This window comes from Priestia sp. SIMBA_032 (assembly GCF_046535215.1).
Taxonomy (GTDB): Bacteria; Bacillota; Bacilli; order Bacillales; family Bacillaceae_H; genus Priestia; species Priestia aryabhattai.
Genome location: NZ_JAWRXD010000028.1, coordinates 1 through 26,460 on the forward strand (window position 1 = coordinate 1; position 26,460 = coordinate 26,460).

Sequence of the window (26,460 nt, forward strand, 5' to 3'; positions counted from 1 at the left end):
ATTGACCCCTGTAGAATACAGAATTCAATCCTCATTCGCTGCTTAGATAAAGGGTCTAACTTTTTGGGTTCAGTTCAAGCGAGGTAGCTTTTTCACAGGGTTCTAATGTATAACAAGTATTGAAAAGTTAGATGCAAATCAATATTATCATATTTTTTCAATAAATACTATATTTTTCCTTATGGGCATATGTATAAAAGCTGCATATGGCAGGAATCGTAACCTCCTTAGAACCCAACTCCCACAAGGGTTCTTTTTTTTGATGTGTTCCGTAAGGAGACCTTATGTAAGCTTTAAAATAGCTTATTACTCAGTGACTTCTTTTTCCACAGTACTTATTATTCTATACAAAGCTATAGATGTAGTCTCCACGTCTGGAAAATGTTCAATATAACCTGTTTCAACATTTTCCACTTGAAAATTCCTTAGTTCTTTGGAATAACTGAGAGAAAAGGTATTATCTTCACTACAAATGGTATGAGTGATTTCACTGTCTTCATACTGTAATAAAGTTTCTAACATTTCTTTGATTTTAATTATTGTCATTTATCACCAAGACCTTTCTCACTATATAAAAAAATTTACAAATTAAAGTTTAATCTATTTTAACATAGGGTATATTTATAAGTTATTCCCTCTAATAATTGAAATAAAGATTTCAAAAATGTAATAAATTTGTAAAAAGACAAAGAAGTGTAATTTCATATTAAGATTAAGCACTATATGATGAGTGAAACGTAGTTGGGAACTAGAGAATATATAAGGTAAAAAAGATGTATATAAAATATATGTTTTCAGGGTAAAATATAAAGAGTCTTATTGAAATAATGATATTTTGAAGGAGGTATCTGAAATTGAGTAGTGCATCTAGATTCAAAATGCAAATTTACAGTCCTCGGTGGGGGCATAAAGACCTTTATCATTTTAAAAAAACAAAAGATGGTTGGAAGTTTGAAAACTATAGATGTAAGGGTGAAGTAGATAGAGGGGGTAATCCTTTATTCTATAAAGCACTTAGTTCTGATTCGATTTCCTATCCTGATTATCTAGAAGGTTATATTTCTATTGTTTGGGAGAAAGCTGAAACCTTAAATCAAGAACAAGTTCAGAACATTTTTGATGAATTGTCTCAATCGATATCAGCTAATGAAAACAACCTCCATTAACTCTGTATCCCTATGGAGAAAGTGAGCACTACTTAAGTGTATGTTCAAGATTTAAAAATTCATTATAAAAGTATTATCATTTTTTTATCTAAAGCCAAATCTATTATGGATAGTACAAGGAAGCAGGACTTTTCTTTATATATAAAGAATGAGAATGAAAACAAATAATATTTCAGTTAGAGATATTGATTACTTAAAGTCAACTATAAAATAAGGGGCGTACTCAAGATGGAGAGCATTTATAATCAGAGAGTGAACATGACCGATTTTATTAGAGATAATAAACAGAATTTTCAGGATAAGCTCTTATCAGAGGCCGTTAACGTTGCCTCTAAGATTAGTGATATTTTAGAAACGGGAAATATTGATCTTTTGAAAAATGCTCAAAAGCTAGCTCTATATGTCGTGGAGCAAAAGGAAGAACAACTTGTTGCTTTTGCTCAGCAAGAGGGGGTAGCCTGGGCAGAGCACTCCTTAACTCTTGCCTTCAAACTAGAATGGGTACAGGCCATTAGGCGAACAGTGTGGCATTTTCTCTATCAATATGATCGAATAAATAACCATTTTAAAGACCGTGAAGAATTTTATGCCTTAGAGAAGCGAATTAATGATCGGATTGATCAATTTCTTAACACTTTTCTCATTAGTTATTCCAAGTATAAAGATGAATTACTTGCCTCCCAAAGGGACTTACTTGAACATCTATCGGTGCCCATTATACCACTTAGCGAATCTGTAGCTGTACTACCGTTAATCGGCATGATTGACATCCATCGTATCCAAACGATTGAGGAGAAAGTGTTGATGGGCATCTCAGATTTAAAGATTGAAACATTAATTATAGACCTATCTGGAATTGCTAACATGGAGATGCATGTTATTGATCATTTTCGGAAAGTATTAACTGGTATTTCAATGATGGGAAGTAAAGCTATTCTTACAGGCTTACGTGCTGACCTAGTTAGGACAATGATTCACTCAGGAATCTCCTTTGAGGACAAAGCAGAAGCTAAAGGGACGTTACAGCAAACTTTAAAAGAATATTTAGAACAGAATCGACTGTAGGAGGAAGAGTGACGTTTTCCCTACACCCGGAAATGCAGATGAGTTTGTGAAAATCCATTATGGTAACTAAAAATGTATACTTTTACGGACAAGATAGTTAGATCAATTACAAGGTGTTAAAGTAATTATTATCGTTAACAAAAAAAAGAAAGCTACCCCATCTTTGCAGGACGGATAGCTTTTAAGGGAATTCATAAACTTAATTTATAAAAAGTCTGAATAATTTTATAACAAATTTATAAATAAGGCAACATAGTACAACCTTAAGCATATGTATAAAAGGTGCACTTTTTATACATCTTTAGGTCATTCATACCTACGGTAAAACCCGTCATATCAAGGATGTATAAAAAGCTGCATATTGCAGAAATCGTAGCCTGACTAGAACCTTTGCCTACCAAGGGTTCTCTTTTTCCATGTGTACCGGAAAGAGTGATTATGTTAACTAAAGATGTATATGGTATACATAAAAATTTGTAGTTTTAAGCGTTCTTCTTTTTTATAAATATTCCTAGGATTAGGCAGGTAGCGCAAATAATTAAAATAGTAAGCTGGCCCAAAATTACACCTCAAATCATTTCGTTAAATTTTAAAAATACAAGCAATATTTATCTATAATTTAACAATATCACATTTCCATTAAATTGGAAAAGCGCCGATACCTCACATTATATTAACTAAGGCTGTATATGATATTCAATGTTTCTTAAATCCATTTTCTGATAAAATAGTAATTAATAGTATTTTTTAGGAAGGGGGGATAATTAATGTGACTGCGAATGTTATTTTCAACCCATTTTTTGCTTTAATAATTCTTTTTATAGGGGTGTGGATGGGAAGTACAGTTAATCAATTGTTCGGATTAATAGCGATTTTAGGAGGTTTGTTATTAGGATTCTCTAACTTATTAAAAAACGGGATAACAATTAATAAAAAGGCAAAGGTTTTACTTTTTGCATCTTTTGTTTTCTTATTAAGTCTATTCTCATTAACTTATTTAGTTGCATCAGCGTTTATCTTTAATTTCTAAAAGCCAATGAACAATAAAAAAGCTTTGATTATTCAAAATCAAAGCTTTTTTTGGTACTTAGAATGCTGATTAGGGTAACTAAGATTTTATATGTTATAAAGATCAATAATTGCTAATTATAATCAGATATCTTTACTACCTTTTTCAAATCTGTGGTTTATTTTAACTACTCTATATATTATAAATCCTATAAATAAAATAATCGGAAACGTAGTTTTTATATTTGTAATAAATACCTCAATCATTGGGAGTAAAATAATAGCTAATATAATTGAATATCCAATGCCATTTATAATGGTATATTTATCTTTGATTTTCGGCATTTTATTTTCTAACATGGTCATTACTATTTGTCCACCATCCAAAACTGGAATAGGTAACGCGTTCACAATACCTAGGAACAAACTAATTTCGGCTAAACAACTCAAATAATTAGAGAGTTCATTAGAATAAGTTGTTGTCGGAAATATAGTTAATCCTGAGTAAAAATATTGAAGAGGGTGATTCAAGAAAACACGTATTAAATCGATAAATTTCATGACGACATGAAATGAATCTCCCTCAATTAACTTTATTATCATAAGACAAGATATGGGTAGAATGACAATACTCATTATCACACCTGAAGCTGTTAAGACTACTCGACGCTTCTTAGAATATGTGAAAAATTCTTTATCACTTCCGGCGGGCATAACATACCCACCTAATAAAATCCAACAAATTTTAAACTTTATTGATTGTAAAGTGAACTCCAATAATATTGGACCAAATCCAAGAGAGGCTTCTTTAATTTTAATTCCTACTACTTTTGCTCCTATAAGGTGTCCTATTTCGTGTACAATGGTAGCAACTATCATGATTAGTATGATTTCTTGAAAACTCATTAAGTATCTCCTTTTACAAATGTAATAATATAGAAATTATATCATTTTTAGTAAGAGAGATTAGAATAAGTTTTTTAGAATTATTTCCGGTAATGTGTTTTATGTTAACTAAAGAAGCATATAATGCATCACTTAAAAAATAAAAAAACTCTGCTCATAACGTGGCCCCCAGTCCAATGACTGGGGGCCACGTTACTTAAACAGTAGAAAACTACATAAAAGCCTTTATCACTTTATTGATACGTTTTTTTGAGGATTTTACTTTTTATGATTTCACTAATCAATATAATAATTATGGATAAAATGGAGCCTATAAGAATAGCAAAATTGATTACTCCGATTCCAAAACCAGTTAATCCTCCTTAGTATGTATTATAAATATTACCATAATATTCTAAACTATGTTCAGGATATGCTGAGTATAATTTTTTATTGCAATTGGTTATAAATAGCACACACTCAATTTCCTTTTTATGGTACTATATATAAATACTTACTTTATACTGTTAGAAAAAGGAGATAAACAATGTTGCAATCACTAATTTTCGATATGGATGGAACGCTGTTTCAAACAGATAAGATTTTAGAAATGTCACTTGATGATACCTTTAACCATTTACGTACGCTCAACCAATGGGATACGAGTACTCCTATTGATAAGTACCGTGAAATTATGGGTGTACCTTTACCAAAAGTTTGGGAAGCTTTGTTACCTACTCATTCAGATGAAATAAGAAAGTATACAGATGACTATTTTTTGAAAAGGTTAGTTGAGAATATACGAAATGGTAAGGGTGCTTTATACCCTAATGTAAAGGAGATCTTTAGCTTTTTAAAAGAGAATAATTGTTCCATTTACATAGCAAGTAACGGTTTAAAAGATTATTTAGAAGCAATTGTAGACTATTACGAGTTAAATAATTGGGTCACAGAGACATTTAGTATTCAGCAAATCCAAACTTTGGATAAGGGCAATTTAGTCAAAACGATTATAAAGAAATACGGTATCAAAAGCGCAGCAGTAGTGGGAGATCGTTTATCTGATATTAATGCTGCAAAGGATAATAATTTACTAGCAGTGGGGTGCAATTTCGATTTTGCTCAAGCAGATGAACTTGCGCAGGCTGATGTGGTAATAGATGATTTAATTGAGCTAAAAACAATCGTACTTAAAATAAACAATAGCTCACTAATCTAATAGATCTTCATAAAATGAAAGGGATTTTTAATGAGTACTTTTTCTAAAATAATACCGTCAATTCTTATACTTCTCTACATAGTAATTTTCTTTTTAGATATTTCTTATCATTATGGTGTTCCTTATTTATATAGCTTCTTTCTTTTTCTCTTTTTATCGTTAATATCATTACTTTTATGTTTGTTGATATGGTTTAAGAATAAAAGAAGTCTGTTTTTAATTTTTGCTGGAGTTTCACTTCTTCAACTTATATTCACTGTATTTGTTTATCTTTTGCCAGAAGCAGGAACTAAACCATTAATATATGAAGACGTATTAACAAAAGAAGAGATTTTAAATAAATAAGCTCCAACAAAAAGCCTTTAAGAATGCCTAATTCTAAAGGCTTTTTGTTACTCAATTAAAGAGTTCTCTTGTGTACAAGTGTAACCTTTTGATTTGTATTTATCTCTAAAATTACTATTCTATAAAGTATTATCCTTATTATGGTATAATTAGGACTTATTACATAAGAGAAGAGGTTTTTTGGTGGAAAGCGAAAAAATAAAAATATTTGATAAAGATAGAAATGAACTGGGAGTTGCCACTCGGGAAGAAGTACATAAGTTTGGTTATTGGCATGAAACATTTCATTGTTGGTTTATTGCTAGGGAAGAGGAAATAGATTATATTTATTTTCAAATTCGTAGTGATACAAAAAAGGACTATCCTAACCTTTTGGATATTACAGCTGCCGGACATATACTAGCTCATGAAACGGTATACGACGGGGTAAGAGAGATTAAGGAAGAAGTCGGTATTGATATTTCAATGAATGAATTAATTTCGCTAGGCCTTATTGAATACTGTGTGATCAGGGAGGAGTTTGTAGATAAAGAATTAGCACATACCTTTCTCTACCTAAGTAAACATGGTTTCAATGAATATGAACTACAAAAGGAAGAAGTCTCAGGTATCGTAAGGTCTAAATTCAACGATTTTTATGAATTTTGCATGGGTGATAAAGAGGAGATTAGAATTCAAGGTTTTCAAATTGATAAGAATGAGAAAAGAAAGCCATTAGATCAACTTGTAAATAAAGATAATTTTGTTCCTCATGAAGCGTCTTTCTATAAGAAAATTGCACATCTAATTAGTAAACATTTAAGATAACCTCCGTGTGGTTATAAAAATGATTAAGTTTTGACTAGTAATAATTTATGTAACTAACATTGTTATAGATTAAGGAACTTTTTATGATGAAAAAACTAAGTGTAATTTCTTTAATTTTATTATTTGCTACTCTCATATTAAAATTTTCAAGTATGCTAAGGGATATCCTAATATCAAGGTTTTATGGCCTTTCTAGTGATTCTGATGCGTACTTTGCAGCTATGAACATCCCTAACATCTGTATCTTATTTCTTTTAACAGGAATAAAAGAAACATTCTTACCTAAGTATTTTCAAGTTAAAGACCTAAATGGGAAACTTTCCTATACATCGATGATGATTAGAGGTACTTTTTATATTGCTTTCATTGGATCTATAATAGGAATTTTTATCTCTTTAATTGTAGTTCCACTTTTATTCTCAAACTTTAATCAGCATGGTAAACAAATTGCGGTGTGGACAGCTATTTATTACTTCCTTTCGTTAGGGTTTGTTGGAATGAATTCTATCTATGAAGGGTATTTAGAGGCCAATAGAAAATTTGCTTGGTCAATATTTTCTCAGCTAATCGTGGTTTTATTTGTTATAACAGGACTTATATTTTTTCATGAGAAATTTGGAATTTTGTCTATCCCTCTTTTTTACTTAATCGGTACCATTGTTTCATTCTTTTTAAAAAAAGCAGGTTTTATATACTTTTATCGATATAGAGAAAAGGTAAGTTTGGACTGGAATAAAATTTCCGAATTTTATATTTCTTTCCTCCCAATCGGCCTTACTGCTGCAGTAGGACAAATTAATTTATCTGTTGATGCCAGCTTTGCTTCTCATCTAGATGAAGGGATTGTCTCAAGTTTTAATTATGCATTTCGTTTAGTCAATATCCCCCAGGCTATTTTTGGTGTGACCGTGGCAACGATGATCTATCCTATTATTGCGAAAGCCTTTCATGACAAGGATATTGCATTGTTCAAGAAAAGCATGGAAAAAGGGCTAGTGTACATGTTTCTTTTATTGGCTCCCGCAATAGTAGGCATGTGTTATCTAATGCCTGAACTTGTAAAAGTCATTTATACAAATTTTAGTGCTTCTGACGCAGTCCTAACCTCTAGCTTTGCTATTTTCTTTTTAGGATCAGTTTTAGCTTATAGTATTCAGGCTGTTATTGCTAAAGGGTTATACACTTTAGATAAAGGAAGCATTATTTTAAAAGCTGGTCTATTTTCTGTTCTATTAAATGTGGGGTTTAATTTTATTTTTGTTAAGTTTTTCGGGGCCTATGGTTTGGCATTAAGCTCTTCACTGGTTGGGTTAATTTATTGTTCTATAACCTTTTCATGGTTTTATAAACTTGTTAATAAAATTAATCTAAAGTGGGTAGTAGTACATTATATAAAAATTTCACTTTCAGCCATAGTAATGCTTACTTGCTTAATTTCTCTAAAGAAAGTGTACTTTTTAAATTTTACTAACTTGTACTTCTATTTGGGTTATATAATCATTGGAGGAACACTTATTTACACTTTATTTGTAGGAATCTTTAATTTTAATATTATCTATCCAAAAATCAAAGTACAAATGAAAAAATAAAAAATGACAAAAGACAGCCCTGTTTGTTTTGCAGCTGTCTTTTTGTCTACGTCCAATAAAATACTTTTAGTTAGGTGAATAGTAAAACACTTCGTATATTATTAATGTTTTATCATTTACTCTTAGTGATGACAAATAGAACCATTTTCCGCATCAGAACCCCTATGCTTAGTAGGTGGCTAATATCCATCTGTTTTAAAGGTTTTTTGCCCTTTAGTGTCGAACGTAGCAAGTCGTGGGGAAGGGGCTGTTAATATGAATCTAAAAGATCAATTTGATAAAAATGAAAAAAGACTAGCACTTACTAGAGAATTAATGGAGAATGCTAAGCAAAGAATCAAGTTATCTTCAGAGTTAGAGAAAGAATTGAATAATTTAGAACTTCAAAGAAGAATGAGGCAATTAGAACTCGCAAGTAAGGTGCTAAAACAGCAAGAAAAAGAACTAGGTTAATTACTCTAGGACTTGGGTTCCTTAAGAGACATTATGTTATTTAAAAATCCTTTGCAATATCGGCAAAGGATTCTTATTTATTTTTTATGAAATCAATTTAAGTGTTAAAAAATTCTTCTTTTCCCTTAAAGTTTTAGTTAGAGCTCCTTTTGCTCCTTAATGTCCTTAAGGTGTCTCGCTGTATACATTAAGATAAGGGCGACAATTAGCAATGAGGAAAGACTGTACATCCCTCTGTAACCAGTTAGACTAGCAACTTCACCTAGAACCGGCGCACCAAGAGCCATTCCTAAATCCATAGAACTGAGGGACATGGCATTAGCCGTTCCTTTTTTATCAGTCGTTACCCTGCTTACCGCCCATGCTTGAAATGAAGGTTGCATGACACTGTAAGCAATACCGTAAAGTACGGCTGCAATGAAAAATGTCGTAAGGCCATGCGCAAATGCTATTAAAATCAAACCAATGATACTGCAGATACTTGCCGGATAAATTAAGTACTTATGCCCCTTTTGATCGTAAATTTTCCCTGAAAAGGGTCTAACTATTACGATGACAACCGCAATAATTAAAAAGAAGAGAGAGACTTTACTACCTAAATGCTCTGCTTCCCCTAGACCATTAATAAAATTCACAATGCCTGAATAAGTGCAATAAAAAAGCATGACTAAAAAGCATGGAAGCATAGCCCGTTTATCAAAAATATAATCTACTAGTGATTCTTTTCGGATCGGTGATTCATCGAATGAAGATGATTGTTTGATTTTGATAAATAATGAAAAAACCAATGAGACTACTATTAGAAACATCGTTATAAAAAGAAGAAATTTAAAAGAGAATGAATGTAGAATTGACAGAGCAATCATCGGACCAAGGGTTGTTCCTAGACTTGTCGCCATTCCAAAATAGCCAATTCCTTCACCCATTCGTTCTTCGGGAATCAAATTTGTTGCAAGAGTAGCTAATAGAGTTGTTGTAACTCCAAAGCCTATACCTTCTAAGATGCGTATTGATATTAATAAAGGAATAACTTGTTGACCGTAACTAATCATAATACAAACAAGCACAAAAAGGATCATAACGCATAGTACCTTTTTGATTTTTATTTTATGCATTAAAATTCCTGTTAATGGACGAGTTATAATTGCGGCCAGCATAAAGGCCGTCGTCATAACGCCTCCTAAAGTTGGGTTATGACTAAACTCTGTAACAAAAATTGAAAATCCCCCTGTAAGCATTTGTAGACATAGGTAGAACGAGATAGTTATTAAAATAATAAGGGAAAACTGCCAAGTCCATAATTTCGATGCTGATGAATACAACCTAAAAACCTTCTTTCTGCGTAATTAAAACTTATTAATTCTTTATTAGTGACCCTAAATAATGTAACTGTGGAATGAAGAATTCGTCGTTTCTACTTTACAAGACGCCAATAAATATGTCTAATATATATATGATAAGTAATTAATACATCTAAAGTATTAATGAATGAAAAGAGAGGGATTACAGTGGAATTACGTCATTTGAAATATTTCAAAATGGTAGCTGAAGAACTACATTTTGGCAAGGCTGCAGCTCGTTTAAATATCGCACAACCACCATTAAGTCTTCAGATCCGCAATTTAGAAGAAGAATTGGGAGTATCCCTTTTCCATCGGACGAAAAGGCATGTGGAGTTAACCAAAGAAGGGGAAGTGTTTCTAGAAAAAGTTTATCAACTTTTCAAAAATTTAGACGAATCAATCGAAGCAGTTAGAATGGTGAGTCGAGGAGAGATTGGAGAAATCGCTATTGGTTTCTTAGCTTCGGCAGCTTATGACGTTCTTCCAGCCATTATAAAACATTACAGAAAACAATACCCCTCTATTCATGTGAATTTAAAACAACTTACGTCTGCAGAACAATTAAAAGCCTTACAAGAGGGAACTATTCATATTGGAATAATTAGTGAACCAATTGAAACTGAATCACTTAATCTTGAAATAATTAGACGAGAACCTATGGTCGTGGCCTTACCAAAAGAACACCCTTTAGCTTCCAAAACATCCTCAATCGATCTTATTGAGTTAGCTAACGATCCTTTTATTTTAACTGGAAGAAAGTCAAATCAATGTCATTATGATGGGGTAATTAATAGTTGTTATGACGCAGGATTTAGCCCCAACATCATACAAGAAACAAAAGAAATGTCTACTGTTATATCTTTAGTTTCTGCAGGAATTGGTATAGCTATAGTCCCTGCCTCAATACAATTATTATTACAAAATGAAGTGGTATATCGTGACATTAGAGATAACAAATTTAATACTGTCACAGCCCTTGTATGGGAAAATAAAAATCAATCGCCAATAGTAAACGCTTTTGTTGAATTAGTAAAAGAATCTGTCATTCCAATTTTTAATAAGTATGATTGTTTTTGATATTATCTGAGTTCATGCACATTTTCTAATGAATTTATACTTGTATTTAAACTCATCATTAGCTTAAGTAAAAGTATATAAAATGAAAATGATATATCCACGTATACATACTGCCTCCATCTAGGCGTTGAGAAAATTTAGTCATATTAAGGATGTATGAAAAGCTATATAAAGCATAAAAAGACACCTTGACCAATCCCTTGTCTCCCAAGGAATTGGTCTTTTGCTTGGTTCCGGAAAAAAACATTATGGTAACTACGTTTGTATATGATATACAGCTTAAGAACCGAAAAAACTACCCTGGTGTGTGATGGGGTAGTTTTTTCGGTTACGTAATTGGGTTTCATGAGTGATGCCTTATTGCATCTTGGGTAGTTTGTTCAATAAAGTATAAATTATTCATACAGAAAGAACCTACCCTAGATCGTAGGTAAATCCTTTCTGTTTTATAACAAGGATGATTGACGAATAACCCACAGAGATAGAGTCTTTTTTAGTTATTTACTAACTTCCACTACGAATGGAACTGTAAAGACTTTGTTACTGCGCTGAAACTCTCCCCAAATTTTATAGACGCCAGGTGAAGGAAATGTTGTATGGAACATAGCATCAGGTCCTTTCGCCTTTTCATCCATCGCGTGTACGTGCAGATATTTTGTTGCGTCTTGATTTAGAATGACAACATGTCCTACAGCTCCAAGGTATTGTTGTAAATCCTGAATAGGCTGTTTGGTTTGAGTGTCTTCAAAATGAAAATTTAGCATGGTTTCCTGATTCGCTTTTAGCTGGCTATCTATTTTAAGAGATACTTGATTCCCATTCAAAGTTTTTACTAATGTCTTATCAGGTGCAAGGCTAACAGGAGCCAGTGTATTTCCTATAACAGAAACCGTATGCATTTGAACCGTATCCGATTGTCCTTTCGGTACAAAATCAGCAATTAACTGAAATGATCCGCCCTGAGGAAACGTAACAGGTACTGTGAACACACCATTTCCCTTATAAGTAGGATGGATGTGTTGATATTTTGACAAGTCTTTGCTTGCAACAATCAGATGCATTTTCTTTTCGTGATTCACCTCAAATTCGGAAATAGGCTTCCCTTTATTATCTTTGATTGTGATTGTTAACTGGTTGGTTGTATTAGTCTGAGGATACTGTTCAAACTTCCAATCGGTTTGTACTGCACCTTGTTGTTTTTCTTTTAAAGAATCGTTATGGTCCATGTTTGCCATCTCGTGTTTTATCTGCTTATGTTCAGAATCCTTATTACATGCTACCAAAGCAATCATAGTTAAGAGAGATACCAAGACAAATAGTAACTTTTTCATATTTACACCCTTTCATTGTGATAAGTACTGCTGTCCACTATTTATATCAAATAGATGTGGAGAAACTGTGCAATCTATCCATACAAATACAGCCTCTATACTCAAACATAGGATTAAGTAACTACCGATAAGCAGTTTTATGGTGCAACAAGAAGTCGCTTTTATAAAATCCTTAAAACATTAACGGTTTATTTAGTGCGGTTGGAAATTTCGACATGATTTCTCTTTTCTTTGTTCTATGATAAAGATGTATCTTTTATAAAGAGGGATCAGTTTTTTATGATTACTTCTTTCTTTGCCTACAGTAGTTTATGGAGAGCATCACTAGTGAAATGGAGGAACTTATATGAATGTAGTAGACATGAAACAAATAAATGATGTGAATGCAGTAGAAGACGAAGAGTTAGTTCAAAAGTTTCACGATGGAGATAGGGAGGCATTACATACGTTACTGACTAAATATGAATATTTTGTTCATTCCAAAACCAGAACTTATTTCTTAAAAGGTGGCGATAGAGAAGATATTTTTCAGGAGGGAATGGTTGGATTATATAAAGCAATACGTGATTTTAGAAAAGAAAAAATGAATTCCTTTAGATGGTTTGCAGATCTTTGTATTACTCGGCAAATTATTACTGCTATTAAAGCAGGAAATCGCCAGAAACATTTTCATCTTAATACAGCACTCTCTTTAGATACACCTATTATTTCAACTGAATTTGAACCTACGCTTACACTAATTGATACTATTTCAAATCCACATGTACTAAAACCCGAACAAACTCTACTTGAGCAAGAGAAGATGCTAGAGAGAAAAGGTAAAATAGAAGAGAAATTAACTGAATTAGAGAGAAATGTACTTGTCTTGTATATGGAGGGACGAACATATGTAGAGATTTCAGAAGCCTTACATTTATCTAGAAAGTCAGTAGATAATGCTTTACAACGAATAAAAAAGAAAGTATAAAGAATCATACCCATGGCTTATGTTCAAAGATATAAAGTAAGTAATATAGTTATTGTAGTTCTGGTGCAAAGATTTCAATTTTATCAGACAAATAAAAAGGCAGCCAAATTAATTGGCTGCCTTTTAGCAAAAGTCTATAACCAGAGAACGCCATTATACTTCTTTTTACTTTCTGGACAAAAGGAGGAGTCGTTACATGAATAAAATTAGAGTTTACACCTTGGTGGATGGTAGTGAGCGAACCATTAAAATAAGAAAAAAGATAACCTTAAGAGAAGAGATGAATACCTTAGGGATAAGAGAGTCAGATATATTACATATAAAATTGGTTATACAGGATAGGAAATAATAGGTTAAATATATCGAGTGAAACAGTTAATATCTAAATAAGTAAATATTAACCTACTTTATAAATATTAATTATTTCATCATTTACACTTACTAACGACAAAGGGACCGTCAATAATTTTGTGTAAATACGAATTTCCTTTTCTTATAGACGTTATTCACTAGTTTGTTTTAAACATCATTTGTAGCTCTGCGCGAGCTTGATCAAAACCAATGTGACATCTTGTAGCAAAGCGCTGATTATACTGGTCAAATTGGGAAACGAGGAAGCGTTCAAGTGACTCTTCGTTTGGGAATTGTTCCTTACGCTTACTATATTTCTTGATTTGTTTATTAAAAGATTCAATGAGATTGGTCGAATAAATACTGCGCCAAATAGACTTAGGAAAGCTATAAAACGTGAACAAATAAGAGTTATTGAGCAATGGCTTTGTAACTTTTGGGTGCTTTGACTTCCACTTTTCAATAAACGAATGTAGGGCCTGTTGGCCCATTTCAAGGCTTTCTGCACGGTACACAGATTTGAAGTCTTCACAGATTTCAGCTCGGTCGGATACACGAACTTTATGAGCAATCGTCCGTGAAAGATGGACGCAGCATGTTTGATAAGAAGAAGCTGGATAGACAGAGAAAACACTGTCCGAAATGCCTTTTAACCCGTCGGAAATAAACAACAGAATCTCCTCTACACCACGAGATTTGATGTCTTCTAAAAGTTCTTTCCAGACAAAGGCGGATTCGTTAGGAGCGATTGTATAGCCAAGTACTTCTTTTGAACCGTCTTCGCGAATGCCAACGGCAATATAGACAGCTTCTTTTGACACCGTATCTCGTTTCAAGGCGATGTACGTAGCATCTAAATAAACGCACGCATAACGTGCGCACAAGGTTCGATCACGGAAGGCATCTACCTGTTCAGACATCACCTTTGTCATGTTTGAAATGGTTTGAGGCGTGTAGTGATGACCATACATGCGCTCCATTAAATGGGCAATTTCAGCTGTCGTTACACCCTTTTGAAACATATGAATGACAAACGCTTCAAGCGTATCATTGGCGCTTTTATAAGGAGCCACCGTCTGTTGCTTAAAGTCGCCATTCCGATCACGAGGAATAACAAGATGAAGTTCTCCAAACTCTGTGTGCAGCGTCCGTTCATACGAACCATTTCGTGAATCCCCTGTATTAAATCCAATATGATCATATTTTTCGTAGTCCAAAAAAGCTGTTAATTCGCTCGCTAAGAGTGTATTAACAGCTTTTTCTAAGTGAGAACGGAAAATTTCCGTCACATCTTCTTTTTGGACTAGAGCTTGAACAAGATCTGTTGTAAACTGATTCATAGGAAGACCTTCTTTCTTTGAATTGGTTGTGGTGACTTAATTCTACAAGAAAAGGTCTTCCTTTTTGCATTTATTCATTTACACAAGATATTTTACGCTCTCAACGTTTGACTACATAATAAGTAATAGATAAACTTTTTTTCAATAAAGTAGCTTAACAATTACTTTTTTATAAGTAAAAACAAACTAATAATTATTTAACATTTAGAACTAATATTATCACTCTTTTACGTCCAGAGATATTTTTTATTTATAAATTAGTATTTAGGATTAATCTAAGCGAACCTTACCATAAGTAACAGTGAAATTACTTGATTTATAAAAAGCCTCTCTGAAAGTTCAGAGAGGCTAAATTAAATAATATTAGTAAGGTAATTTAATTGCTACTTTTATAACCCTTATGGATAGTTTCAGTTTGATTATTTTTGATTATTTGGTGCCGTGGCATCTAAATAAATCCAATCTTTAATTCGTGAAATGAATGGATACACTATAACATAATGCATCCGTTTAGTATACCTGTCCCAACAAGCAAACAATATTACCGTTAAAAAACCTATTTGCGGTGAAAATAGGGGCTCATCAAAAACTCCCGTAAGAATAATAATAGGCAAGCTCAATAAAAAGCTGTCTAATAAACATTTATGACTTCGTATCGAAAAGAATAAATGAATACATTTGACAAGGTTTAAACAGATAACAAGTAAAAAAGCTAACCCTCCTAGCGTCCCATATTCCGCAAACATGCCAATTAAGATATTATGAGCATGTGGCACGACTTCATTGTAATCCTTTAAATATTCTTGGCCAAAGCCGATTGGGGTAACACCAAAGATAGAATGATCTTGCCATATTTTATAGGAGCTTTTCCATATGTCTTTCCTTACTTGCATTGATAGATTTACCAGCTCGTTTCTCGGCATTAAATGAAGTAACCATTTAGATAGCGAGAGTATAAACAGTATACTAATAATGAAGATATATCGGTTTAAACGCATGATAAATAAAAGATAAATCAAAATCATCGACGCAAAGCCCGCCCTTGAACCGGTTTGAATAACACCATAGCTTAGTAGGAACAGTATAGGAAACACCCAAACGAAATGGACGAATCGTTTGCTCCTCAAACTAGCAAGCAAATGAGCTAAAAGAAAGGAAATGGAAATTAACAGAATATATACAGTAAAGTTGGGGTTGTATGTACAGCCAACTAATCGGTTTAAATCAAAATGTCCTAAGCCTAAGGGTACAGTACCCGTTAAATAGCCGACAGCTAGAGGAAAGGTATACCATTGTGAAAACCAACCTATTACACAACTGTATACGCCTCCAAAAATCATGATCAATCGAAAATGCTGAAATAATTGGTTCTTTTCAGTATCCAAGATTCTTAAATATAGTCCCCAGTATCCTAGAATCATCCCACTAACACTTAAATAAGATATTTCCTTCATTGAAATAGAGGCTCCAATAGTTGAGATAAAAAGACAAAGAAAAAAATAGGAGCTTAAGGAAAAGACGAATCGCTTTTTTTCCTTCCAGTGTTTACAGATGGTATGTAGACCACTAAGTAATAAAAGAAAAACACCTAATGGTGGTAAAAGGAAACATAGCAGTAATCTTAATTCTAATGCGGTTAATTTTCTAAATGACTGAAAAAATATGCTCATGAAATCCTCCTAATTTAAAATGGCGTGACTCTTAGTCTTTTTGAGATTGAGATTTAACTATTTGGAATAACATTAGTTTAAATTAGGTTGAAGTATAAAAATTTCATGAAAATTGGTGTAATGACTAGTAAAACAATGTAAATCAATTAATGAATAAAAATCAATGATTTAAAAATAACATATTTTTTTCTCAATTTTGTTTCTAAAAAGTAAATGTGATGTAAAGTTTAAACAATTACATCAATTGTAGAAAAAGGGCCCATTTGTATTGGATTTCTTCTACCAGAACCAAAACGTTTATCGAATCATGCAGATAAGTCATACATAAAATAGAGTAAGGCACATTATATATACATGGAATGATTACAGTGAAAATTAGGAAGACGCTATTTCAGTCAACTTATCTACTGGGGGTTATAGTGTGGAAAATAAATGGTTATTCATATCAGAAAACAGTGAGAACTCTCCTGATCCAAATGATACTGTAAATCTCGACGAATGGGAAAGTGAGGGTGGTAGAATAGTAGAGATTACGAAATAAAATAAAAAAAGGCCTTTGCTCATTGTAACGTTCTGCGACAAGGGTTCTTTTTTAGGGTGGGTTCCGGAAATACCTGTTATGTTAACTAGCCAAAACATGAATGTTCCAAAAACGTAAATCAAGGTGCTATAGAAGGTGACAGGTAAGATAAAGCGCATCACCTTGCGAACTAATTAACAAGATCGATGATGGCAATTCCTAATACAATACCTCCTAAAATACATGGATGTAAAAAAGGTGCGCTCTAGCTGAGTGCACCTTTTGTTTTTATGAATTGTATATTTCTCTGTTTAGATTCACAACATCTTTATGTGAAAATTCAACTTCCTTTTCTTCCGCAAACCTTTCTATCACCTTGTCCCGTAGTAATGATGCTTTTTCTTTATTTGCCTTTTCCAATGCATTCGTGAGTTCATCTTTTGTTAGCTCTGTGCAGTAAGCAGGAGTTCCTGGCTGTTGTCTCCAAGAGTCACTTAAAGAACCACTGTCTACTGCATCGAAGCCTAGCTCGTTTACTACGTCCATGATTACTTGTTTTTGTGATAGGTCATTACCAGCAATGGCAATAGCGATGCGTCCACTAGTACCTTCGGGAGTTCCTTCATTTTCTAAAGTATGGGCCAATAAATTGTTGAAAGCTTTAATGATAGGTCTACCTAATTGATTTGAAACCCAAACACTTTCAACCATTCCGTTCTCGATTTCTTTAATTTTGCCGTCTCTAAAAGGATAATAATTTGAAGTATCTACAATGATTACTTCCTCCTCGACTTGATCGATAATGTTTCGAATGCTTGGCATTGCTTCTATAGGGAGAGATATTATAAGAACTTCAATATTTTTAATTGAATCTTCTACACGTACAGGTGTTCCAGCAAGCTCTTTTCCTTCTAAACGTTCAATTCCTCTTGCATCTGCAATTTTGACATCATGCCCATTCTTAACTAATTTTTTAGAAATAATTGACCCAATTGAGCCTGCACCTATAATTCCAAATCTCATTATTGTTCCTCCTCAAGAATTTGTATATAAAAGAATTGCTTTGTTTAAATTGCACAATGATATGTTTATCAAACCGTAAACATATATTCATTAGATATTAAACAATCTCCTTTTAATTAACGATAATTTTTCTTCATTTATATCTATGATGATTTATGATTCTCTCGTATTTGCTGATAAATTAAATGTATATATACTAATTCTCTAATTATTTCTTAGTTGATGTTTCATATCTGTTTTTTGGGTAAGGTAAACCCAAATTACCACGTAAAGTGTATGATTCATATTCCTTACGGAAAATCCCCTTTTCTTGTAAGATAGGGACAACTAAATCAATAAAGTCATCAAATCCGGAAGGATGCTCCTGCCTTAGTAGAAGCAAGTCCATAGCACCCGCCTCGTACCAATGTTGAATTTGATTAGCTACTTTCTCGGCCGAACCACAAAATTTCGGTTTGGGGATTCTGTATCCGTATGGCATTAAGCTTTCTAACTCCTGAAATTTCTCTTCAGCCTCTCTTTCTGTTCTGCCAACAATTGGGTTTTGAGTCGGCATGATTAAAAAATCATCTGGTGAACGACCTTCTAGGGCTACCCTTCTTTTTAGTTCCATGCTAAAGCTCTTAGCGTATTCAAAATTGTCGCCATTCACTAATACACCTTCAGCATGTTTCGATGCAATATCCATAAATTCTGATGAAGTACCAGCTTGGAAAATGACAGGTCTTCCTTGTCTAGAACGACTAATATTTAATGGACCCTCCACTGAGAAAAACTTACCTCTATAATTTAGGGGATGCATTTTTCTTGGGTTGAAAAATATTCCACTTTCTTTATCCCGTATAAAAGTATCATCTTCGTATGAATCCCATAGCCCTTTCACAATCTCTAAAAATTCTTTTTTCATTGGATATAAATCCGATTTAGAAAGATGTGTTCGACTATAATTTGCTAATCCTCCAGGGTTGGAAGTAATCGCATTCCAGCCTGCTCGACCATTACTAATTTTATCAAGAGAAGCCATCTGTCTCGCTACGGTGAATGGATCTGCATAGGAAGTCGCAATGGTTGCAGTAAGGCCAATATGAGTAGTAGCCATGCTAAGCGCAGACAGAATACTTACGCCTTCAAACATACTCAAATAATGTGGAATCATCCCAGGCCCAATGTGGCTGACATCAGCTAAAAAGATCATATCAAACTTACCTTCTTCAGCTCTTTGAGCTTTCTGTACATAATAATCTACATTCTCACTGGCATTAGCTGGCATATCGGGATGGCGCCATCCCATGTAATTCCAGCCTCCACCATCTATAATAGCTCCAATTTTAAGCTGTTTTTTATTTGTCATTTATACCCTCTTCTTTCTATTTACTGCAAAAAACTAACCTATTTTCATGTTTTGACGCAGGTTTTTGTCCATTTGGCGTACGTTCTGCACTTATTTAGACCTAAGATCAAATTCTTCAGCAAGTAATTGGTATCCTTTTAGTCGACTTTCTTGACTAGGGTAGAAATCAGCTATCATGATTTCATCAACTAGGGCTGCTTTTGCCATCTGCCTCAATTGGGCAGCTACATCATTCACACTTCCAATCACAAAACGATCCTTATTAGCATCTCGAGCTTCCTCCTCCTCTGGTGTATAGATATGGGACTCGGCTTCTTCTAGAGTCGGAAATGATAAATTAGAGGAACCAGTTCTCATTCTTGCCCACGTTAACTCTACTGGACCTGCTAAATATTTTGCCTCTTCTTCTGTTTCTGCTACAATAACACCAATAGCTAATATACTTTTCGGCTCCTTCATATACAAAGATGACGTAAAGTCTTTGCGATATGATCGAAGAATGGGAATTGCTAACTGAGGTGCTAAATGGGCTGCAAATACAAAACCAAGCCCTTTTTCTAGGGCAAACTGTAAACCACCTTCACTAGATCCCAACATATACATATCAGGCACTAACGACGGGTCACCTGGAGGTGTAATGTTGCTAAAAGGATGAGTCCTTGGAAAATCCCGCGAAAAAAATGAAAGTAAGTGGTTTAACTGTTCTGGAAAATCATTGGCAGCAAGAGCTTCCCTCGAACGCTGTAAGGCCCATGCTGTCCATCCATCTGTTCCTGACGCTCTTCCTATTCCAAGATCTATTCGTCCAGGATGTAAAGCTTCAAGTAAGGTAAAATTTTCTACGACTTTAAAGGGACTATAGTTTGGTAACATAATTCCCCCAGAACCTACACGTATTTTTTTTGTGTGTGAAGCTGCATGTACACTTAATAAATCAGGAGATGTACTAATTTGACTAGTAGTGTTGTGGTGCTCAGTAAACCAATATCGGGTGTACCCTAACCTATCAGCTAACTGCACCATCTCTGTTGAATTCTTTAGACTTTCAGTAGGATTACTGCTCTGATAAACATGAACGAAATCTAAGATGGATAACTTTAACTGATCATTCGATTGTTTATTTGACATGTTGTAAAACTCCTTTTAATTCTATCAATAGTTAGCCGGCTAACTATCCTGATAAAAAAATATATAAAATTAATTTTTAATAATTTTAGCCACTATTAGATTGTAATGTGTGTTTTTGTTACATACACTAGAATAAAATTATTGCTCATCTTTTGGAAGAGGGCAATTTAAATTGCCGTAGTACATTTTTTTGTACTTATGAGTAGATAGAAGAGGTGTAAGGATGACGAGAATTTGTAAAGATGGGTTTGAAAGAGAATTTATACGAGAAGAAAGAGAAATGTATGGTATTGCTTATACACAAAACATACTCTCCGGGCGTTGGAAATATTTAATCCTTTGGTTTTTAAAAACTAAGGAACGTCGATACAGTGAAATTAAAGCCTTTTTGGGGGATATCTCTCAAGGCTCGCTTACAAAACAACTTCGAGAATTAGAAGCAGATGGTATAATTAAGCGCGAAGTTTACCCTGAGGTGCCCCCACGTGTTGAATATTCACTAACATCAAAAGGCACTTCGCTTGTTCCTATTATTGATTTAATGGAGGAGTTCGGAAAAAAATTCGGAGAAAAAGAATAAAAGTCTAAAAAATCGTGTAACTACTATAGTACCTTTGGAATTGAATATTATTTGAGCGAATTAGTTTGCACCTACTATAATTATGTTTTTCATTTATTATTTGACTAAAAAATAAGAAAGTAATATAGTTAGTCTGCTAATTAAATTACAATAAGGAATGATCTATATGATTGAAGATGAAATTCGAGAACTTCTTGATAAAATATCAGGACAAATGCGTCGAAACTACAATCAATTGTTACAAGACGTAAATCTTCATGCTGGGCAAGATAATTTGTTATGCAAACTATGGGCAAATGATGGACTTACGCAAGTTCAATTATGTGAACACCTAAAATGTGAACCACCTACTGTAACAAATATGGTTAAATCCCTTGAACAAAAAGGAATAATTCACCGTAAACGTGACGAAAAAGACGGCAGAATTAGCAGAGTTTATTTAACTCCTGAAGGTCGCGATCTAGAGGGACCTGTCAATGAAAGATGGAGAAAACAACAAGACAAGTTGTTAGCAGGTATTATACCTGAGGAGCGTTTATTATTAAGAAGACTTATGAAACAAATGGAAGAGAATCTTTTTTAGTCTCTCCTTTGCTAGTTTTTGTTTTAGGTTACTGAGAAAAAGAAGGAACATCTAAAACATGAAAGAATATCACTGAATATATATTCCTGTATCTATAGAAGAAAAGGGTGAACAAAGGCATTAGTTCCCCTTCTACTATATTAGGTATTACATACATTCTTCAATATTTAGAATTTCTATTATAGAAATTCTAAAAGTACCTTAATAAAGAACATAAATTCTATTATTTTAGACAGTACTGTACCTGGAAAAGAGATACATAAGATGATTAAAATAAGCTGTCATTTAACAAAGGAGAAGTAAACTTATGAAAACAAGAATAACTGAAATCTTTGGAATTCAATATCCGATTATTCAAGGAGGATTAGCCTATTTAGCTTATGCTGAATTAGCTTCAGCTGTCTCTAATGCTGGTGGGTTAGGACAAATTACAGCTGCCACTTTAGGGAATCCAGAAAGGCTTCGAGAAGAAATTCGTAAAGTACGTAAACTCACTGATAAGCCCTTTGGTGTAAATTTTGCGATTGCAAGACATGATGGGAATTATAAGGAATTACTTGAAGTAGCTATAGAGGAGAAAGTACCAGCTATTTCTATAACGGGAGGGAATCCTCAGCCTGTTTTTGAACGAATAAAAGGAGAGAACATTAAAACTCTTGTGCTCGTTTCAGGGGTTAGACAAGCTCAAAAAGCTGAGGAGCTTGGTGCTGATGCTATAATGGCAGTAGGACAAGAAGGAGGCGGCCACCTAGGACGCGATGATATTGGCACAATGGTCCTTATCCCTCGTGTAGTTGAATCTGTGTCAATTCCTGTACTAGCTAGTGGCGGTATTGGAGATGGGAGAGGCTTATTAGCAGCATTTGCCCTTGGAGCAGAAGGGGTAGAAATGGGAACAAGATTTATTGCTACGCAGGAGTGTGTACATGCAAACCCTGTATACAAAGAAGCACTTGTGAAGGGAAAAGAGACAGACACAGTCATTATTAAGAAAACTTTAGGGACTCCTGGGCGTGTTTTAGAATCAAAATATACTAGCGATATTATTGAACGTGAACACAAAGGGGCAACTTATGAAGATTTAAAACATATGGTGAGTGGTAAGGCAAACTGCAAATATATTTATAATGGGAATGAAGGAGAGGGATTTGGTTGGGCTGGACAGGTTATCGGACTAATTAATAATGTTCCTACGGTTCAAGAATTATTTGATGAGATGATTTCTACAGCTGAACAAGGAAAGCAACGTTTGGTAAATATTTGGGAATCAGCAAAGAATTGTTAGTAATGTTCCAGCTCTAAATAATGTACATTACCTGAAATCAGGAATTTTAGATTATGCTTGTCTTATTATCGTTAACAAAATAAAAAGCAACCTCGACAATTGTGGAGTGCCCTCTGTCAAATAGACAGGCTTAAGAAAGCTACCTATGCAGCCTGAGTTCTATACTGGTAAGGACTCAGGTTATTTAATTTTTTTTTGAAATCGTTCGTGATTATAAACATGTATGTATTGGTGGACTGCATCCTTCACTTCACTGGCTGTTTGGAAAGTATGAAGGTGAAAACACTCTGATTTAAAATGACTAAAGAAAATCTCTGTTGAGATGGTTATCTGACATAACAAAGGCTTCTTTTCTTCCGTAATAGCGACGCTTCTTCCTGATAACTGCTTGAATTTTCATCTCCCTCACCCAACGTTGTATACGCGTATGATTTACATGTAAGTCATACACTACCTTTAACCGTATTTTTATTCTTCTATATCCATAAATCCCTCTGAATTTCCGATGACATCTCTTTATTTTTTGCTTGAGTTCTTCATCTTCACGTTGTTTTTCAGAAGTAGAGATCTGTCGCTTTAACCACTTATAATAGCCACTTCTTAATACTTCTGCGATCTCACATAATAGACAAATCGCAAAGTTTTTCTCTGCCTTTACCATTTCGTTAATGACTTTAAATTTTTTATAGGCTGGTACTGCCCCCATTCCCCCTTTTACATCTGTAAGAGCTTTTTTAGCATTTCATTCTCAGCTTCTAATCTCTTGATCTTAGTCTCTGAACTTTCCGAATGAGAGACAAGTTTCTCTTTATTAGACTCTTCCGACTTTCCTCGCTTTTCCTCAAGGTCTTTCAGGCCTACGGCTTCATAATGTCGAACCGAACGTAAAACAGTTGTATGATTAATCCCAAATTCTTTCTCAACTGCTTTACAGCCCAGTCGCCCCTTAAGATACAAGTCTACTACTTTTTTCTTAAATCCAATGTCAAATGTTCTCCTCTTTTCCCCCATAAAAAATCCTCTCCATAGTAGACAGAATAGGTTGCTTTCTTTTACTTGTCTACTATAAGGGGAACATACCACCAATAAAGTTCTGAGAGGTATTCTCCCGTCTAAAATTATTAGTGACCTAACTATGACGTGGAGTTCCTTTAAAGTACCAAAGAATAAAACACTTCCAACGTCCATATAAAACATTTTGAGTAAATGCTATTGCGTACATCTCTCTTTTTTTATCTATAAACTCTTTTTGAAATCCATCTGTACAAACTTTCAATTTATCTCAGTCCTGTCCAAAAGTACAAAAAAATGTACTATATCCATTTATATTGCCCTCTTTTCAACTAATCATAATGACTTTATGATTGGCTATATAAACCAAAGCAAATAATTACTAGTTAATTATTTTTATCTGAAAGACGATAGGATTAACCTTATTTTTTGGTTTTATAGTTAATAGGCTAACTAATTAGCCCATATAAAGGAGGTTTTGATTAGTCGATATAGGAAATTCAATACTAAAATTGTCGATTTTGGACTTCGTTCATATTTATAAAGAAAGTGATGCTACAAAAAGTCTTCAAAAATTTACAAAGTTTGTTGGTATGTTTAGCGAGACACATTTAACACACAAAAAATTCATAAGAGGAGAACAGACAAAATGACTAACAGAGTATGTGAAATATTAGATATTAAAAAGCCAATTATGCAGGGACCAATGTCTTGGATAACAAATGCAGAATTTGTTGCAGCAGTAAGTAATGCGGGTGGTATAGGATTTCTAGGACCGAATGCCGGTCAGGTTGATGTTACTCGTTCACCCAAAGTAACTGCCGAAAGAATGAGAACTGAAATACAAAAAACAAAAGCATTAACGGATAAACCATTTGGGTCGACCTTAATTGTAAGTGATGATTTAACGTACACATGGCCAATTCTAGAAGTAGTTATTGAGGAGAAAGTTCCCGTTGTCCTTGTGAATGGTATATTAGACGAGAAAATTTTTAAGCCATTGAAAGAAAACAATATAAAGATTGTTTTTAGACCCCTTACGCCTACTATTGAGAATGCAAAAGCCGCAGAAGAATTTGGTGTCGATATTTACGTGGCAACTGGATTTGATGAAGGTGGTACCGTTCCAGAACGAGTAATTGGTACATTTACGATTATCCCAATGATTGTCGATGCTGTAACTATTCCTGTAGTGGCAGCTGGAGGAATTGGAGATGTCAGAGGCGTACGTGCAGCACTTGCTTTAGGCGCTGAAGGTGTATTTGCTGGCAGTGTCTTTATCCCGACAAAAGAAAATCCGGCAGCTGAAGATGTAAAGCAAATGATTGTCGATGCCACAGCAGAAGACTTACAAATGTTTCGTACATTACCAGCCTACTATCGTTCTTTACCTACAAAATTATCAAATAAGCTAGTGGAAATGGATAAAAATGGTGCCAGTCGTGAAGATATAGCAAAAGCAATGGGCGGAGCAGGTGGTCTGCGTATCGGTATGCTAGAGGGTAACAAAGTGGATGGCTATATTACTGTCGGCACAGGAATTACCCCAATTAAAGAGATTAGAACTGTAAAAGCAGTGATTGATGACTTAATGCAAGATTTTAATTAATTGCCTTGTTAGACTTATCAATTACCAAAGAATAAACTTGAAATAGGAATCTTTCCGATTTTCTGGATAAGCTTTGCTTTTAACCTTGGTAATAAATTGTGTTGCACACTTTTTATAAGTAAAATGATAAATGGATCATTGGTCGTACTCTTTGGCCACAAGGGGCGCGATATACTGATTTCACTTGAAGTTAGCCCCTAACATTAGTTGTTAGGGGCTTTTAAATAATTTCATTAGAAGAGTCTGAGAGCCTAAGGAAAACATAAAACCTCTATAAACTTTAATATCATCTGATTTTCTGCCATATACCATAAAGTCTATTGAAAAAATAGATAAAATTTTCGGTTCTGGTGCAAATACTTTAGGAAGATATAAAGAGGCGAAAAGTTTCCTAGTAGAATCTGGTCTTAAGCAGCAAGGCCAAATAGTTGATGCATGATCTTCACTTGATTTTGGACAGACTGGTTCCGTGAAGCAAGTTGCCCTTTTTTAATGATGTGCATCGCTTCTATTCCAGAAATAATGAATGTAGCTGTGCGAAAGGATTTCAATCCTAACATAGGTCTAACTCGTTTTTTTATAAAACGATGATCTTGTTCTACGATGTTATTGAGATATTTTACTTGCCTTATTTGGATGCCTACCGGTATCTTCTTGTCCTACTTTTCAAATTATCTTACAGATGTCATTGGACGAATTAATTTCTAGGATGAGAATTCTCCATTGAACTAGTTAACGATGTCGGATCACTGAC

General features: G+C 33.9%; 26 protein-coding genes and 1 pseudogene. 14 read left to right on the plus strand and 13 right to left on the minus strand.

Features of this window, described 5'->3' with window-relative positions:
- Window positions 1-306 precede the first annotated feature (306 nt).
- Entirely contained in the window at window positions 307-546 is a 240-nt protein-coding gene (locus SB717_RS30280) for a hypothetical protein (RefSeq protein WP_207372672.1), read from the minus strand.
- 308 nt (window positions 547-854) lie between these two features.
- Between SB717_RS30280 and SB717_RS30285 the strand changes: the two genes are divergently transcribed.
- The 3 genes from SB717_RS30285 (at window position 855) to SB717_RS30295 (ending at window position 3,261) form a co-directional block, all read left to right on the plus strand.
- A complete protein-coding gene (locus SB717_RS30285) occupies window positions 855-1,166 on the plus strand; it encodes a hypothetical protein (protein ID WP_410906277.1) in 312 nt (103 codons plus the stop codon).
- A gap of 228 nt (window positions 1,167-1,394) precedes the next feature.
- Window positions 1,395-2,231, plus strand: coding sequence for an STAS domain-containing protein (locus SB717_RS30290; protein ID WP_410906279.1), 837 nt, complete (start codon window positions 1,395-1,397; stop codon window positions 2,229-2,231).
- Window positions 2,232-3,000: 769 nt separating this feature from the next.
- Complete coding sequence (locus SB717_RS30295; protein ID WP_410906281.1) at window positions 3,001-3,261, plus strand: hypothetical protein; 261 nt, start codon at window positions 3,001-3,003, stop codon at window positions 3,259-3,261.
- 122 nt (window positions 3,262-3,383) lie between these two features.
- Here SB717_RS30295 and SB717_RS30300 read toward each other — a convergent pair whose 3' ends face one another.
- Entirely contained in the window at window positions 3,384-4,145 is a 762-nt protein-coding gene (locus SB717_RS30300; protein ID WP_410906283.1) for a site-2 protease family protein, read from the minus strand.
- 526 nt (window positions 4,146-4,671) lie between these two features.
- Between SB717_RS30300 and SB717_RS30305 the strand changes: the two genes are divergently transcribed.
- The 4 genes from SB717_RS30305 to SB717_RS30320 all read left to right on the plus strand — a co-directional run bounded on the left by SB717_RS30305 (window position 4,672) and on the right by SB717_RS30320 (window position 8,537).
- Window positions 4,672-5,343 carry an HAD family hydrolase gene (locus SB717_RS30305; RefSeq protein ID WP_013060040.1) on the plus strand — a complete coding sequence of 224 codons (672 nt, stop codon included), beginning with the start codon at window positions 4,672-4,674 and terminating at the stop codon, window positions 5,341-5,343.
- 528 nt (window positions 5,344-5,871) lie between these two features.
- Window positions 5,872-6,495, plus strand: a complete 624-nt coding sequence (locus SB717_RS30310; RefSeq protein WP_410906285.1) for an NUDIX hydrolase — start codon at window positions 5,872-5,874, stop codon at window positions 6,493-6,495.
- Window positions 6,496-6,578: 83 nt separating this feature from the next.
- Window positions 6,579-8,084 carry a murein biosynthesis integral membrane protein MurJ gene (gene murJ / locus SB717_RS30315; protein WP_410906287.1) on the plus strand — a complete coding sequence of 502 codons (1,506 nt, stop codon included), beginning with the start codon at window positions 6,579-6,581 and terminating at the stop codon, window positions 8,082-8,084.
- A gap of 255 nt (window positions 8,085-8,339) precedes the next feature.
- Window positions 8,340-8,537, plus strand: a complete 198-nt coding sequence (locus tag SB717_RS30320; protein ID WP_410906289.1) for a hypothetical protein — start codon at window positions 8,340-8,342, stop codon at window positions 8,535-8,537.
- Window positions 8,538-8,674: 137 nt separating this feature from the next.
- Here the strand turns inward: SB717_RS30320 and SB717_RS30325 are convergent, their stop codons facing one another.
- Window positions 8,675-9,859: an MFS transporter gene (locus SB717_RS30325; RefSeq protein ID WP_410906291.1), complete on the minus strand. Its 1,185-nt coding sequence runs from the start codon at window positions 9,857-9,859 to the stop codon at window positions 8,675-8,677.
- A 186-nt stretch (window positions 9,860-10,045) separates the two neighbouring features.
- Between SB717_RS30325 and SB717_RS30330 the strand changes: the two genes are divergently transcribed.
- Window positions 10,046-10,957 carry a LysR substrate-binding domain-containing protein gene (locus SB717_RS30330; RefSeq protein WP_410906293.1) on the plus strand — a complete coding sequence of 304 codons (912 nt, stop codon included), beginning with the start codon at window positions 10,046-10,048 and terminating at the stop codon, window positions 10,955-10,957.
- 497 nt (window positions 10,958-11,454) lie between these two features.
- Here SB717_RS30330 and SB717_RS30335 read toward each other — a convergent pair whose 3' ends face one another.
- Complete coding sequence (locus SB717_RS30335) at window positions 11,455-12,183, minus strand: hypothetical protein (RefSeq protein WP_410906295.1); 729 nt, start codon at window positions 12,181-12,183, stop codon at window positions 11,455-11,457.
- A 451-nt stretch (window positions 12,184-12,634) separates the two neighbouring features.
- Between SB717_RS30335 and sigH the strand changes: the two genes are divergently transcribed.
- A complete protein-coding gene (gene sigH / locus SB717_RS30340; protein ID WP_410906297.1) occupies window positions 12,635-13,255 on the plus strand; it encodes an RNA polymerase sporulation sigma factor SigH in 621 nt (206 codons plus the stop codon).
- 196 nt (window positions 13,256-13,451) lie between these two features.
- Window positions 13,452-13,604 carry a hypothetical protein gene (locus SB717_RS30345; RefSeq protein WP_410906299.1) on the plus strand — a complete coding sequence of 51 codons (153 nt, stop codon included), beginning with the start codon at window positions 13,452-13,454 and terminating at the stop codon, window positions 13,602-13,604.
- A gap of 160 nt (window positions 13,605-13,764) precedes the next feature.
- Here SB717_RS30345 and SB717_RS30350 read toward each other — a convergent pair whose 3' ends face one another.
- The 5 genes from SB717_RS30350 to SB717_RS30370 form a co-directional block, all read right to left on the minus strand.
- Window positions 13,765-14,946, minus strand: coding sequence for an IS256 family transposase (locus tag SB717_RS30350; RefSeq protein WP_410906301.1), 1,182 nt, complete (start codon window positions 14,944-14,946; stop codon window positions 13,765-13,767).
- Between the two features lie 419 nt (window positions 14,947-15,365).
- On the minus strand, window positions 15,366-16,400 hold the full coding sequence (locus tag SB717_RS30355; RefSeq protein ID WP_410906303.1) for an O-antigen ligase family protein: 1,035 nt from the start codon (window positions 16,398-16,400) through the stop codon (window positions 15,366-15,368).
- A 1,024-nt stretch (window positions 16,401-17,424) separates the two neighbouring features.
- On the minus strand, window positions 17,425-18,159 hold the full coding sequence (locus tag SB717_RS30360; protein WP_410906305.1) for an NADPH-dependent F420 reductase: 735 nt from the start codon (window positions 18,157-18,159) through the stop codon (window positions 17,425-17,427).
- Between the two features lie 208 nt (window positions 18,160-18,367).
- Window positions 18,368-19,510 carry an NtaA/DmoA family FMN-dependent monooxygenase gene (locus tag SB717_RS30365; RefSeq protein WP_410906307.1) on the minus strand — a complete coding sequence of 381 codons (1,143 nt, stop codon included), beginning with the start codon at window positions 19,508-19,510 and terminating at the stop codon, window positions 18,368-18,370.
- A gap of 90 nt (window positions 19,511-19,600) precedes the next feature.
- Window positions 19,601-20,638 carry an LLM class flavin-dependent oxidoreductase gene (locus SB717_RS30370; protein WP_410906309.1) on the minus strand — a complete coding sequence of 346 codons (1,038 nt, stop codon included), beginning with the start codon at window positions 20,636-20,638 and terminating at the stop codon, window positions 19,601-19,603.
- A gap of 223 nt (window positions 20,639-20,861) precedes the next feature.
- Between SB717_RS30370 and SB717_RS30375 the strand changes: the two genes are divergently transcribed.
- The 3 genes from SB717_RS30375 (at window position 20,862) to SB717_RS30385 (ending at window position 23,086) form a co-directional block, all read left to right on the plus strand.
- Window positions 20,862-21,218 (plus strand): winged helix-turn-helix transcriptional regulator, encoded by a 357-nt coding sequence (locus SB717_RS30375; RefSeq protein ID WP_098804187.1) that lies wholly within the window; start codon window positions 20,862-20,864, stop codon window positions 21,216-21,218.
- 166 nt (window positions 21,219-21,384) lie between these two features.
- On the plus strand, window positions 21,385-21,801 hold the full coding sequence (locus SB717_RS30380; RefSeq protein WP_328246857.1) for a MarR family winged helix-turn-helix transcriptional regulator: 417 nt from the start codon (window positions 21,385-21,387) through the stop codon (window positions 21,799-21,801).
- 307 nt (window positions 21,802-22,108) lie between these two features.
- Window positions 22,109-23,086 carry an NAD(P)H-dependent flavin oxidoreductase gene (locus SB717_RS30385; protein WP_410906311.1) on the plus strand — a complete coding sequence of 326 codons (978 nt, stop codon included), beginning with the start codon at window positions 22,109-22,111 and terminating at the stop codon, window positions 23,084-23,086.
- A gap of 180 nt (window positions 23,087-23,266) precedes the next feature.
- Here the strand turns inward: SB717_RS30385 and SB717_RS30390 are convergent, their stop codons facing one another.
- The 3 genes from SB717_RS30390 to SB717_RS30400 are packed head-to-tail and all read right to left on the minus strand — an operon-like array spanning window position 23,267 to window position 24,097.
- Complete coding sequence (locus tag SB717_RS30390) at window positions 23,267-23,428, minus strand: IS3 family transposase (protein WP_410906313.1); 162 nt, start codon at window positions 23,426-23,428, stop codon at window positions 23,267-23,269.
- A complete protein-coding gene (locus SB717_RS30395; RefSeq protein WP_410906315.1) occupies window positions 23,388-23,792 on the minus strand; it encodes an IS3 family transposase in 405 nt (134 codons plus the stop codon). The genes SB717_RS30390 and SB717_RS30395 overlap by 41 nt, the downstream gene beginning before the upstream one ends.
- An 8-nt stretch (window positions 23,793-23,800) precedes the next feature.
- Complete coding sequence (locus SB717_RS30400; RefSeq protein ID WP_410906317.1) at window positions 23,801-24,097, minus strand: helix-turn-helix domain-containing protein; 297 nt, start codon at window positions 24,095-24,097, stop codon at window positions 23,801-23,803.
- 649 nt (window positions 24,098-24,746) lie between these two features.
- On the opposite strand from SB717_RS30400, the gene SB717_RS30405 reads away from it, so the two are divergent.
- Complete coding sequence (locus tag SB717_RS30405) at window positions 24,747-25,706, plus strand: NAD(P)H-dependent flavin oxidoreductase (RefSeq protein WP_410906319.1); 960 nt, start codon at window positions 24,747-24,749, stop codon at window positions 25,704-25,706.
- A 407-nt stretch (window positions 25,707-26,113) separates the two neighbouring features.
- On the opposite strand, the pseudogene SB717_RS30410 reads toward SB717_RS30405, so the two are convergent.
- Window positions 26,114-26,365: pseudogene (locus SB717_RS30410) on the minus strand (DDE-type integrase/transposase/recombinase); the annotation flags it as partial.
- Window positions 26,366-26,460: the final 95 nt, after the last annotated feature.

Excerpts from the sequence above, each read along its gene's own strand:
- SB717_RS30355 (WP_410906303.1), bottom strand. The coding sequence starts at position 16,400 with ATGAAGGAAATATCTTATTTAAGTGTTAGTGGGATGATTCTAGGATAC.
- SB717_RS30405 (WP_410906319.1), top strand. The coding sequence starts at position 24,747 with ATGACTAACAGAGTATGTGAAATATTAGATATTAAAAAGCCAATTATG.
- sigH (WP_410906297.1), top strand. The coding sequence starts at position 12,635 with ATGAATGTAGTAGACATGAAACAAATAAATGATGTGAATGCAGTAGAA.
- SB717_RS30305 (WP_013060040.1), top strand. The coding sequence starts at position 4,672 with ATGTTGCAATCACTAATTTTCGATATGGATGGAACGCTGTTTCAAACA.
- SB717_RS30400 (WP_410906317.1), bottom strand. The coding sequence starts at position 24,097 with ATGGGGGAAAAGAGGAGAACATTTGACATTGGATTTAAGAAAAAAGTA.
- SB717_RS30280 (WP_207372672.1), bottom strand. The coding sequence starts at position 546 with ATGACAATAATTAAAATCAAAGAAATGTTAGAAACTTTATTACAGTAT.
- SB717_RS30360 (WP_410906305.1), bottom strand. The coding sequence starts at position 18,159 with ATGAGATTTGGAATTATAGGTGCAGGCTCAATTGGGTCAATTATTTCT.
- SB717_RS30335 (WP_410906295.1), bottom strand. The coding sequence starts at position 12,183 with ATGGACCATAACGATTCTTTAAAAGAAAAACAACAAGGTGCAGTACAA.
- murJ (WP_410906287.1), top strand. The coding sequence starts at position 6,579 with ATGATGAAAAAACTAAGTGTAATTTCTTTAATTTTATTATTTGCTACT.
- SB717_RS30385 (WP_410906311.1), top strand. The coding sequence starts at position 22,109 with ATGAAAACAAGAATAACTGAAATCTTTGGAATTCAATATCCGATTATT.
- SB717_RS30290 (WP_410906279.1), top strand. The coding sequence starts at position 1,395 with ATGGAGAGCATTTATAATCAGAGAGTGAACATGACCGATTTTATTAGA.
- SB717_RS30350 (WP_410906301.1), bottom strand. The coding sequence starts at position 14,946 with ATGAATCAGTTTACAACAGATCTTGTTCAAGCTCTAGTCCAAAAAGAA.
- SB717_RS30300 (WP_410906283.1), bottom strand. The coding sequence starts at position 4,145 with ATGAGTTTTCAAGAAATCATACTAATCATGATAGTTGCTACCATTGTA.
- SB717_RS30365 (WP_410906307.1), bottom strand. The coding sequence starts at position 19,510 with ATGACAAATAAAAAACAGCTTAAAATTGGAGCTATTATAGATGGTGGA.
- SB717_RS30380 (WP_328246857.1), top strand. The coding sequence starts at position 21,385 with ATGATTGAAGATGAAATTCGAGAACTTCTTGATAAAATATCAGGACAA.
- SB717_RS30320 (WP_410906289.1), top strand. The coding sequence starts at position 8,340 with ATGAATCTAAAAGATCAATTTGATAAAAATGAAAAAAGACTAGCACTT.
- SB717_RS30370 (WP_410906309.1), bottom strand. The coding sequence starts at position 20,638 with ATGTCAAATAAACAATCGAATGATCAGTTAAAGTTATCCATCTTAGAT.
- SB717_RS30345 (WP_410906299.1), top strand. The coding sequence starts at position 13,452 with ATGAATAAAATTAGAGTTTACACCTTGGTGGATGGTAGTGAGCGAACC.
- SB717_RS30395 (WP_410906315.1), bottom strand. The coding sequence starts at position 23,792 with ATGGGGGCAGTACCAGCCTATAAAAAATTTAAAGTCATTAACGAAATG.
- SB717_RS30375 (WP_098804187.1), top strand. The coding sequence starts at position 20,862 with ATGACGAGAATTTGTAAAGATGGGTTTGAAAGAGAATTTATACGAGAA.